The organism is Ruegeria sp. YKSF131 (assembly GCF_059612645.1).
Genome location: NZ_JBXWQZ010000017.1, coordinates 65,152 through 73,374, shown reverse-complemented (window position 1 = coordinate 73,374; position 8,223 = coordinate 65,152). Strand labels below are relative to the sequence as shown.

The 8,223-nt window shown below is 57.8% G+C and carries 11 protein-coding genes; 6 read left to right on the top strand and 5 right to left on the bottom strand.

Translation table 11 applies throughout. From position 1 onward, the window contains the following. Positions 1-68: 68 nt before the first annotated feature. From AC2FLZ_RS08520 to AC2FLZ_RS08505, 4 genes are all read right to left on the bottom strand, one after another. On the bottom strand, positions 69-323 hold the full coding sequence (locus AC2FLZ_RS08520) for a GNAT family N-acetyltransferase (RefSeq protein WP_496882073.1): 255 nt from the start codon (positions 321-323) through the stop codon (positions 69-71). Positions 324-344: 21 nt separating this feature from the next. Beyond that, complete coding sequence (locus tag AC2FLZ_RS08515) at positions 345-584, bottom strand: GNAT family N-acetyltransferase (RefSeq protein ID WP_496882072.1); 240 nt, start codon at positions 582-584, stop codon at positions 345-347. A gap of 214 nt (positions 585-798) precedes the next feature. Beyond that, the gene (locus AC2FLZ_RS08510) at positions 799-1,587 is read right to left on the bottom strand and encodes a phytanoyl-CoA dioxygenase family protein (RefSeq protein WP_480555231.1); all 789 of its coding nucleotides are present in this window, start codon (positions 1,585-1,587) and stop codon (positions 799-801) included. After that, positions 1,571-1,726, bottom strand: a complete 156-nt coding sequence (locus AC2FLZ_RS08505) for a hypothetical protein (RefSeq protein WP_496809271.1) — start codon at positions 1,724-1,726, stop codon at positions 1,571-1,573. Before AC2FLZ_RS08505 ends, AC2FLZ_RS08510 begins: the two co-directional genes overlap by 17 nt. 169 nt (positions 1,727-1,895) lie before the next feature. Between AC2FLZ_RS08505 and AC2FLZ_RS08500 the strand changes: the two genes are divergently transcribed. From AC2FLZ_RS08500 to AC2FLZ_RS08480, 5 genes are read left to right on the top strand one after another with little or no spacing between them, the layout of a single operon-like run. Continuing rightward, positions 1,896-3,146 (top strand): FAD-dependent oxidoreductase, encoded by a 1,251-nt coding sequence (locus tag AC2FLZ_RS08500; RefSeq protein ID WP_480496288.1) that lies wholly within the window; start codon positions 1,896-1,898, stop codon positions 3,144-3,146. Between the two features lie 14 nt (positions 3,147-3,160). Beyond that, a complete protein-coding gene (locus tag AC2FLZ_RS08495; RefSeq protein WP_480478006.1) occupies positions 3,161-3,418 on the top strand; it encodes a sarcosine oxidase subunit delta in 258 nt (85 codons plus the stop codon). Further along, positions 3,405-6,275 carry a 2Fe-2S iron-sulfur cluster-binding protein gene (locus tag AC2FLZ_RS08490; RefSeq protein ID WP_496882071.1) on the top strand — a complete coding sequence of 957 codons (2,871 nt, stop codon included), beginning with the start codon at positions 3,405-3,407 and terminating at the stop codon, positions 6,273-6,275. Before AC2FLZ_RS08495 ends, AC2FLZ_RS08490 begins: the two co-directional genes overlap by 14 nt. A 37-nt stretch (positions 6,276-6,312) precedes the next feature. Continuing rightward, positions 6,313-6,774: a sarcosine oxidase subunit gamma family protein gene (locus AC2FLZ_RS08485; protein WP_480520662.1), complete on the top strand. Its 462-nt coding sequence runs from the start codon at positions 6,313-6,315 to the stop codon at positions 6,772-6,774. A 13-nt stretch (positions 6,775-6,787) separates the two neighbouring features. After that, complete coding sequence (locus AC2FLZ_RS08480) at positions 6,788-7,201, top strand: RidA family protein (RefSeq protein ID WP_480555228.1); 414 nt, start codon at positions 6,788-6,790, stop codon at positions 7,199-7,201. Positions 7,202-7,222: 21 nt separating this feature from the next. Here AC2FLZ_RS08480 and AC2FLZ_RS08475 read toward each other — a convergent pair whose 3' ends face one another. After that, positions 7,223-7,864, bottom strand: a complete 642-nt coding sequence (locus AC2FLZ_RS08475; RefSeq protein WP_496882070.1) for a hypothetical protein — start codon at positions 7,862-7,864, stop codon at positions 7,223-7,225. Between the two features lie 10 nt (positions 7,865-7,874). Between AC2FLZ_RS08475 and AC2FLZ_RS08470 the strand changes: the two genes are divergently transcribed. After that, complete coding sequence (locus AC2FLZ_RS08470; RefSeq protein ID WP_496882069.1) at positions 7,875-8,222, top strand: AEC family transporter; 348 nt, start codon at positions 7,875-7,877, stop codon at positions 8,220-8,222. Position 8,223 lies beyond the last annotated feature (1 nt).

Sequence of the window (8,223 nt, the reverse complement as noted above, 5' to 3'; positions counted from 1 at the left end):
CGAAGCGCTTCCGGTAAAGGTGCCGACATGATCCATCCTCCCAAACAGGATGAATCACAATTCAGCTCTCATGGGAATCCACACGATTCAGGTTTTTGGCGGGGTGCTTTAGGCATCGAGGGGGACGTGAAGCCGGGGATGCGCTGCGTCCTGTCGTTCGAACCCTCAGCCAGGTAGGCGGCTTGGGCTTCTGAATTGTCGGGGTGGGTGCCGACCATCATGTAAGAGCAGGACAGCGCGCGCGCCTTTTGTTTTGCGCTTTCGATAAGTTGCCGCCCGACACCCATGCGGCGATACAGCCGTCCAATAAAAAGGTGGTGCATGACGATACCGCGACGGCCTAGCTACAACTGTGTTAGCGGGCTCAGGGTGACATAGCCGATGACCTCGCCTTTCGTTTCGGCAACCAGCACATAGACCCATGGCTGATTGCCGAACACATCCCGCTCTAACACTGCGGCGTTGATGTTTGGGACATCACCGTGATGTGCGGCTAGAGCGCGGATCATTGACAGTAGAAAAGGCATGTCATCGGGCTCTGCGTCCCGGATATGTACCTTTGCGTTAGGGTTGGTGGGTTTCATCTTTGCCTCCTGTTTCTTTGCCACAGAAGCGAGATGAAAAATGCCGCACTGTGGCGGCACTTTCTAACTACACATCAACGGTCGCACTGCTTAGGGCGCGTTGGAAAATGTGCCGCGGGGTTGGGCCATGACGATAATGGCCCAACGCTGTGACGATAGCAGAATAACGTCAAGTTATTCACTGTGCAATCAGAGGACCGGTGTCCGCCGCCGGTTACGCCGCGCCGTAGATCACTGGGAAACGCCCTCCGGCAAAAGGTGCGCCGGGGCGCAAACTGTCGTCATGCAGCCACTCTGTCACGGCATCGCGTGGCTGGTAGATGGCGCCCTCTACCGCAAATCGGACGGCATAGCCGCGTCTGCGCCGAGTTGAGGTGCGGTTGCCCATTGCCGAATGCACTGTCATGCCGTCAAATGCCAGCGCATCGCCGGGCTCCATCTTTGGGTAGTGAAAGATGTCGTAGGCGGCGCGGTTGGCCTCGAAATCAGGCATGTCGATATAATCGGGGTTGTCTTCCTCAAGATAGTGCAGGAACGCCCCAAGCTGGTCGGTTTTGAAAGGCCGGTACTTGGCACCCCAAGCGTGTGATCCACGAACGAACTCCAGCGCGCCATTGTCTGGGTCAACCGGGTCCAGAGCGATCCATATGGTCATGATTGGTCCGGCCACCGGCCAATAGGGTTGATCGGTGTGCCAGCCCGTCTGGGTTTTTGTCCCCGGCTCTTTGGCAAAAATCTGGTCATAGATAAGCGAAGTCCACGGGCTGCCCGCCACCTCAGCCACGCGCTGGCCGATATCCGATGTCAGGCAATAATCCTGAAATACGCCCGGGTTTTCGCGCATGTTCTTGTAGGCAAAATAGCGCTCGCCTTTAGAAACCTCTTCATCTACGGCCTTGCGTAGTTTGGTAAGCCAATCCTGCGACAGAATTTGTTTCAGCAGCACGACTCCGTCGCGTGCATAGGTTTCCTGAATGATCTTCAGGTCAGATGTCTGTGTCATGTAACGTCCAATTCAACGCCTCTTCCATTGAGGCGGTTGCAGTATGCAGGCGCGTTGCACCCGGTTTGTCCGGCGTTACGTGATGGGTGAACTGCGGCAGTTTATAATGAAACAGGGCCAAAGCGATCGGGCCGACCATTTGCCGGCAAGACGTCGATGGAACTGTTCAATGCGAAGGCTCATTGCGGCACCTTTCACCAGCCAACTTAACCTAATTTTTCGCATTGGCATAGAACACATGACGGATCGTTTTACATGGCCATAAGTCTATTGACGGAATGTGCGTATTAATCAATATTATTACTACCATGCAAAAGTATTCCATCTTCTCGCTCGCCCGGAACGCACTGACCGGGCATAAGAACTGGCCCAGAGCCTGGCGTAGTCCGCCGCTGAGGAATCGGTACGATGTAGCGGTGATCGGGGCGGGGGGGCACGGTCTGGCCACCGCCTATTATCTAGCCAAAGAGTTTGGCATCACCGATGTGGCTGTGCTGGAACGTGGTTGGTTGGGTGGCGGCAACATTGCCCGGAACACTGTGACTATCCGATCAAACTACATGCGGGATGAATCGATCCCATTCTACGTCAAATCCGTCGCCATGTACGAAGGTCTCACGGATGAGCTGAACTTCAACATGATGCATTCCAAACGAACCATGGTGGATGTGGTTCAGACCTGGCCCAAGCTGCGCGAACTGCGGCGGCGACAGCTGGTGATGGATATCTATGGATCGACCTATGAACAGATCAGCACCGAGGAATTGCGCCGCCGCATTCCGGCGCTGACTGGCGGCGGGCCGGATGCGCGGCTGCCGGTGATCTGCGGCATGGTGCATACGGATGCCGGCGTGAACCGGCATGATGCCGTGGCCTGGGGCTATGCCCGTGCGGCTGACGCGCTTGGAGTAGAGATTCATCAGCAGACGGCGGTGCAATCCCTGCTGCGCGGGGCAGATGGCTCGATCGAAGGGGTTGAGACCAACCGGGGCGTTGTCCGGGCAAAGAAGGTGGTTGTGGCCGTCTCGGGTCACACAACCACGCTCACTGAAACTGCCGGGTTGAAACTGCCGCTACGGACGATGAACCTGACCGCGTTTGTGTCCGAACCGGTCAAGCCGTTGGTCGATGTGATCGTGAACTGCCCGGACAGCGGGTTCTATTTCAGTCAATCCGACAAGGGCGAGATGGTGATCGGCGGTGCGCCCGACATGGGGCAGAGTTTCCGCCGTGACATCAAGCAACACGTATTCGAAGACACGGTGACCGCAATGCTGTCCCTGTTCCCGAGTTTCAAGAAGCTCAAACTGATGCGGCAATGGGGCGGGCATCTGGATATTGCCCATGATGCCTCGCCGATCATGGATCAGACAGAGATTCCGGGGCTGTTTGTCACTGCCGGATGGTGGGGCGGCTACAAGGCCATTCCAGCAGGGGGGCTGACGCTGGCTCATCTGGTGGCAAAGGGGGAACCGCACCCGCTTATGGCGCCCTTCACTCTTGGCAGGTTCCGGCATCTGGACTTCGTGATGGAAGCCGGAACCACTACGGCGCGATAGGAAAGGTCAGGATCATGATGCTTTTACCCTGCCCATTCTGCGGCAAGCGAAACGAAAACGAGTTTATTTTTGGCGGCCCGGTCGGGGCGGAGCGCCCTGACGCCAATGCTGTCAGCGATGAACAATGGGTCGAATATCTGACGGTGACGCCGAACCCATTGGGTCCGGTTGAGGAGAAATGGTGGCACGCGCGCGGATGCGGTGAATGGTTCACGATCTGGCGGGACACACGGACTCATGACATTGTGGAGGCGTCCGATGGCACAAAGTAACCGCCGCGCTTCGGGCGGGCGCATCGACCGAAACCGCCCTTTGCGATTCACATTCAATGGCAAACCCTATGAAGGGTTCGAGGGAGATACGCTGGCTTCAGCCCTGTTGGCAAACGGGGTTCGGGTCACGGCCCGCAGTTTCAAGTATCATCGCCCGCGGGGTATCATGGGGCACGGGCCCGAAGAACCCGCAACACTGGTGGAACTGGATGGCGAAGATGCTTCGGGCAACCGTCCTGCGACAACGGTGCCGCTGCGCGACGGGCTGAGCGCGCGGTCGGTCAATTGCTGGCCCTCGCCCGAGTTCGATCTGGGTGGGATCAATCAGCTGTTGACGCGCTTTATCCCCGCAGGGTTCTACTACAAAACGTTCAAGTGGCCGGACTGGCACCTGTTTGAACCCTCGATCCGTCGGGCCGCAGGGCTGGCGGCGGCACCCGCCAATCCTCCGGCGAGGGGTCATTTTGAGGCCCGGAACGCCCACGCCGATGTACTGATCGCCGGAGCTGGCCCAGCCGGTCTGCAAGCTGCGCTTGAGGCCGGTCGCGCGGGTAAACGTGTGTTTCTGGCGGATGAGGGCACCGAGGCGGGCGGTAGTCTGCTCAACCGCAATCTTTCGATCGGTGGCTGTCCCGCAATGGACTGGGTCGCGGATGCGGTGGCTGAGCTGCGCGGTATGGACAATGTCACCCATCTGCAAAATGCAACTGTCTGGGCCTATCGCGAACACAATCTGATAATGGTGAACGAACGCGAGCCGGAACAGGACAGTATTCTGGAACGCAGTTGGCGCGTGCGGGCCGGCGAAGTTGTTATTGCTACCGGAGCCACTGAACGCGCCATGGTTTTTGGCGGCAATGACCGGCCCGGTGTGATGTTGGCCTCATCCGTGCAGGCTTACGTCAACCGGTGGGGCGTGACGCCTGGGCAGCGTGTGGTGCTGTTTACCAACAACAACAGTGTTTATGCTGTGGCGGCTGATCTGTCAGCGGCAGGTACGCAGGTTATGGCCATTCTGGACAGCCGCAAGACTGTCCCGTCTGAGGTATTGGATCAGGTTCCGAATGTCCCGGTTCACACTGCAACAGTTGCAAGTGATGTACGTGGTCATAAAAGGGTTCGCGCGGTCAAAGCCGTTCCCATGACCGGAGGAGCAGGTCACTGGATCCATTGTGATGTGCTGGGCTGCTCCGGTGGGTGGAGCCCAACTGTGCACCTGTGGTCGCAATCCCGCAGCACGTTGCGGTTTGATGGGGATCTGGCAGCATTTGTCCCTGATCAGGCGGTTCAGAAGTGCCGCGCGGTGGGGGCAGCGGCAGGAGATCTGACGCTGAACAAGATCGTTGAGGGTGGCGACGATCTGCCTTATGCAATTGAAGCGCTCTGGCGGGTGGATGTTCCGGGCCAGCACGGCAAAGCCTTTTTGGATGTGCAGAACGATGTCTCGGTCAGTGATGTGCATTTGGCCTTGCGCGAAGGCTATGACAATGTCGAACACGTCAAGCGCTATACCACCGGCGGCATGGGGATCGACCAGGGCAAGACCGGCAATATCAACATCATCGGCACCGTTGCGATGCAAAAAGGCGTGCCGCTGCAAGAGGTTGGAACGACCACTTTCCGGTCTCCCTATACGCCTGTTTCCTTCGGTGCGATTGGCGGGTTGCGGGAGGGCTGGGGGCTGTTCCCCTATCGCCATACCCCTGTGACCCAGTGGAACAAGGACAACGGCGCGGTCATGTATGAGGCTGGCGCGCGCTGGCGGCGACCGGGATACTTCCCGAAACCGGGCGAAGGTCTGCAAGAGGCCGTCAATCGCGAATGTCGGGCGGTGCGGGAAGGCGTTGGCATCTATGATGGCTCGCCCCTTGGCACCTTTGAACTGAAGGGTCGGGATGTTCCGCAATTCCTCGATTTCATCTACTCCAACATCATGTCCAGCCTGAAACCGGGCAACGGGCGCTATGGGCTGATGCTGTCGGATGACGGGCTGATCCTGGATGATGGCGTTGCCTTCCGGCTGGACGAACACCGCTGGCTGGTTTCGACCTCGACGGGGCACGCGGATGCGGTCAATCAGCATATGGAAAAGTTGCTGCAAACCGAATTCCCCGGCTGGCAGGTGATGATCACTACAGTCACAAGTCAGTGGAACAACGCCACCATTTGCGGCCCCAAGGCCCGCGAAGTGATGCAGGCGCTGGGTACGGATATCGACCTTTCACCCGAGGCGTTCCCGTTCATGTCCTTCCGCGAAGGTACTGTCGCAGGCTTCCCGGCCCGAGTGGTGCGGGTGAGTTTCACCGGCGAATTGTCCTATGAAGTCAACGTTGCCACCCGCCACATGGCAGCTCTGTGGAATAAGGTGATGGAGGCCGGTGCGCCCTTTGGCATCCTGCCGGTTGGTTCAGAATCCAGCCACGTTTTGCGGGTCGAAAAAGGGTTCCTGTCGCTGGGGCATGAGGTCGACGGCACGGTAGACGCCTATGATCTGGGAATGGGCTGGGCGATGTCGAAGAAAAAGCCGGATTATCTGGGTAAACGCTCGGTCGCGCTACGTCGCGCAGGTGGCGGAACCCGACGCGAGCTGGTCGGTATTCTGGCGGATGATCCAAACCGGCAAATCCCCGAAGGTGCGCCGCTGACGCTCGGTGGCCGGAAAGAGGCTACTGACGGGTTGGTCACGGCGTGCGTCTGGAGTGTGGTCAATAAACGATGGGTCGGACTGGCGTTGCTGGAAAACGGTCACGCGCGACAGGGCGAAACCGCCCATGTCCGGCTGAAGGACGATGTGATCCCGGTCACTGTCACGAAACCGGTCTTTCACGACCCCGAGGGCAAGTTGCTTAGGTCCTGAGATGAGATATGACGTAAAAATAGAACGACGCAGCCTGATGGCCCTATTCGACCTCAAAGGAGCGCCTGACGCGGTTTCGAATTGGGTCGGGGACGCTCTGCCGTTATTGCCGGATCGCCCGAACACCCGTGTGAATAAAGACAACACCGAGCTGTTTTACATCGGTCGTAACCACTGGGTCACCCGGGCCCCGCTGGCACAGGAAGATACGCTGGAGGCAAAGCTGAAGCCAACGGACTGCCCGGCGGATATTAGTATCGTGCGTATCTCGGACACCATGACATTCTTTCGCATTACAGGAACGGATGCGGATCAGGTGATGGCAATTGCCAGTCCGATGGACCTGCATGACAGCGTGTTCGGGCCAGATGCAGTTACCTATACCGAAGTTTTTGGTCTCAAGGCTTTGGTGATGCGGTGTCGGGATGGTATTGAGTTTGCGGTCGAACAGAGTTTTGCGGATATGATTGACGACTTTCTGACCCGCGCAACGGCCTGAGGAGGCAACTGCCATGGCCCGGACACACATCCACAAGTACCAGACGCGCTATCACGCGAAAGCAACCTATTCCAAGGCAATCCGTGCCCGGGGTGATTTTGTTTTCATGCAGGGGCAGGTTGGTACTTTGCTGGATGGAACACTGATTGGCGAAGGCGATCCCGGTGCCCAGGCGGATCAGGCCTGCCGCAATATCCAGCGCTGGATGGAAGAGGCCGGAGGCAGTTTGGCAGATGTCTGCAAGCTGACAGTTTACGTCACCGACATCTCGTACCGCCCTGCCGTTTACGAGGCCATAAATCGATGGTTCGAGGGCGTGCATCACTGCTCGACCGGTGTGGTGGTACAGGGGTTGGCCGACCCGTCGCTGTTGGTTGAGATCGACGCGATGGCTGTCATCGACGATGATGTGGGCGCTACCGGATAGGGATTTCGGCAAATCCCGATATTACGTTGTGTTGGTATTCAGGTCGTGAGAATGTCCGGTCAAACTTGTCCGGTTTTGTCTGCGAATAGTAATGCGGTCGACGCTAACCTCAATTCTTCCGTTCTTTTTGATCATTGCGCTGGGTCTGGCCCTGCGAAAGGGGGAATTCCCAGCACGGATTTCTGGAACCTGAATGACAAGCTTGTCTACTGGGTTCTGATGCCTTGCCTGCTGTTCAGCAAAATCTCTCTGTCCCCTTTGGATAAGTCGGCGCTGGGATTGTACTCGGTCGCAATTCTGAGCGGGTTCGTCGCGGCGCTGTTGTATGCCGTTTTCACTGCTAAACTGATGGGATATGCGCCGCCGCGGACGACCTCGATCCTGCAGGGCAGTGCACGGCACAATTCTTTCATAGGGCTTGCACTGGCGGCGAATCTGTACGGTCCTGCCGCGCTGGATATCGCTATCCTTCCGACCGCCATTTTTGTGCCCACCACCAATATCGTTATGGTTATCCTGATGGTCGGCGCGCTGAAAAGCGACCGGGCCAACAGCCTGCCCGTGGCCATCCTGCGGGAGCTGGCGCGCAATCCTTACGTGATCTCGATCTTTCTGGCGGTCAGCGCCAATCAGGTGATCGGAGATCAGATACCGGTCGTGCATGATGTGACGGATGTTCTGGGGCCGGGGCATTGCCGATCACTTTGCTTGCGGTCGGGGCGAACCTGCGGGTCCGGTCATGGCGGCCAGAGCATTGCCTCTGGTTCTTGCCATTGCAGGAAAGATGGTTGTCTTCCTTGTGACCGTGCTGGTGATCGGATTGACCGTTGGTTTGCCAAGGGATGTCCTGCAGATTGCCGTAGTCTATTCGGTCGTTCCGACCGGGGCGTCGTCGTACACATTGGCCAAACAACTGGGCGGTGATGCGCCATTGATGGCGGCAATCGTGACTCTGCAAACGCTGATTGCGGCCATCAGTATTCCGGTGTCGCTCGCATTGCTGTTGCCGCTGATCCCATAGT

What these genes read in the sequence shown, in the direction of transcription:
- AC2FLZ_RS08505 (WP_496809271.1), bottom strand. Translation starts at nt 1,726, where the DNA reads ATGGTCGGCCCGATCGCTTTGGCCCTGTTTCATTATAAACTGCCGCAG.
- AC2FLZ_RS08520 (WP_496882073.1), bottom strand. Translation starts at nt 323, where the DNA reads ATGCACCACCTTTTTATTGGACGGCTGTATCGCCGCATGGGTGTCGGG.
- AC2FLZ_RS08480 (WP_480555228.1), top strand. Translation starts at nt 6,788, where the DNA reads ATGGCCCGGACACACATCCACAAGTACCAGACGCGCTATCACGCGAAA.
- AC2FLZ_RS08510 (WP_480555231.1), bottom strand. Translation starts at nt 1,587, where the DNA reads ATGACACAGACATCTGACCTGAAGATCATTCAGGAAACCTATGCACGC.
- AC2FLZ_RS08475 (WP_496882070.1), bottom strand. Translation starts at nt 7,864, where the DNA reads ATGCACGACCGGTATCTGATCTCCGATCACCTGATTGGCGCTGACCGC.
- AC2FLZ_RS08500 (WP_480496288.1), top strand. Translation starts at nt 1,896, where the DNA reads ATGCAAAAGTATTCCATCTTCTCGCTCGCCCGGAACGCACTGACCGGG.
- AC2FLZ_RS08485 (WP_480520662.1), top strand. Translation starts at nt 6,313, where the DNA reads ATGGCCCTATTCGACCTCAAAGGAGCGCCTGACGCGGTTTCGAATTGG.
- AC2FLZ_RS08495 (WP_480478006.1), top strand. Translation starts at nt 3,161, where the DNA reads ATGATGCTTTTACCCTGCCCATTCTGCGGCAAGCGAAACGAAAACGAG.
- AC2FLZ_RS08490 (WP_496882071.1), top strand. Translation starts at nt 3,405, where the DNA reads ATGGCACAAAGTAACCGCCGCGCTTCGGGCGGGCGCATCGACCGAAAC.
- AC2FLZ_RS08515 (WP_496882072.1), bottom strand. Translation starts at nt 584, where the DNA reads ATGAAACCCACCAACCCTAACGCAAAGGTACATATCCGGGACGCAGAG.
- AC2FLZ_RS08470 (WP_496882069.1), top strand. Translation starts at nt 7,875, where the DNA reads ATGTTCTGGGGCCGGGGCATTGCCGATCACTTTGCTTGCGGTCGGGGC.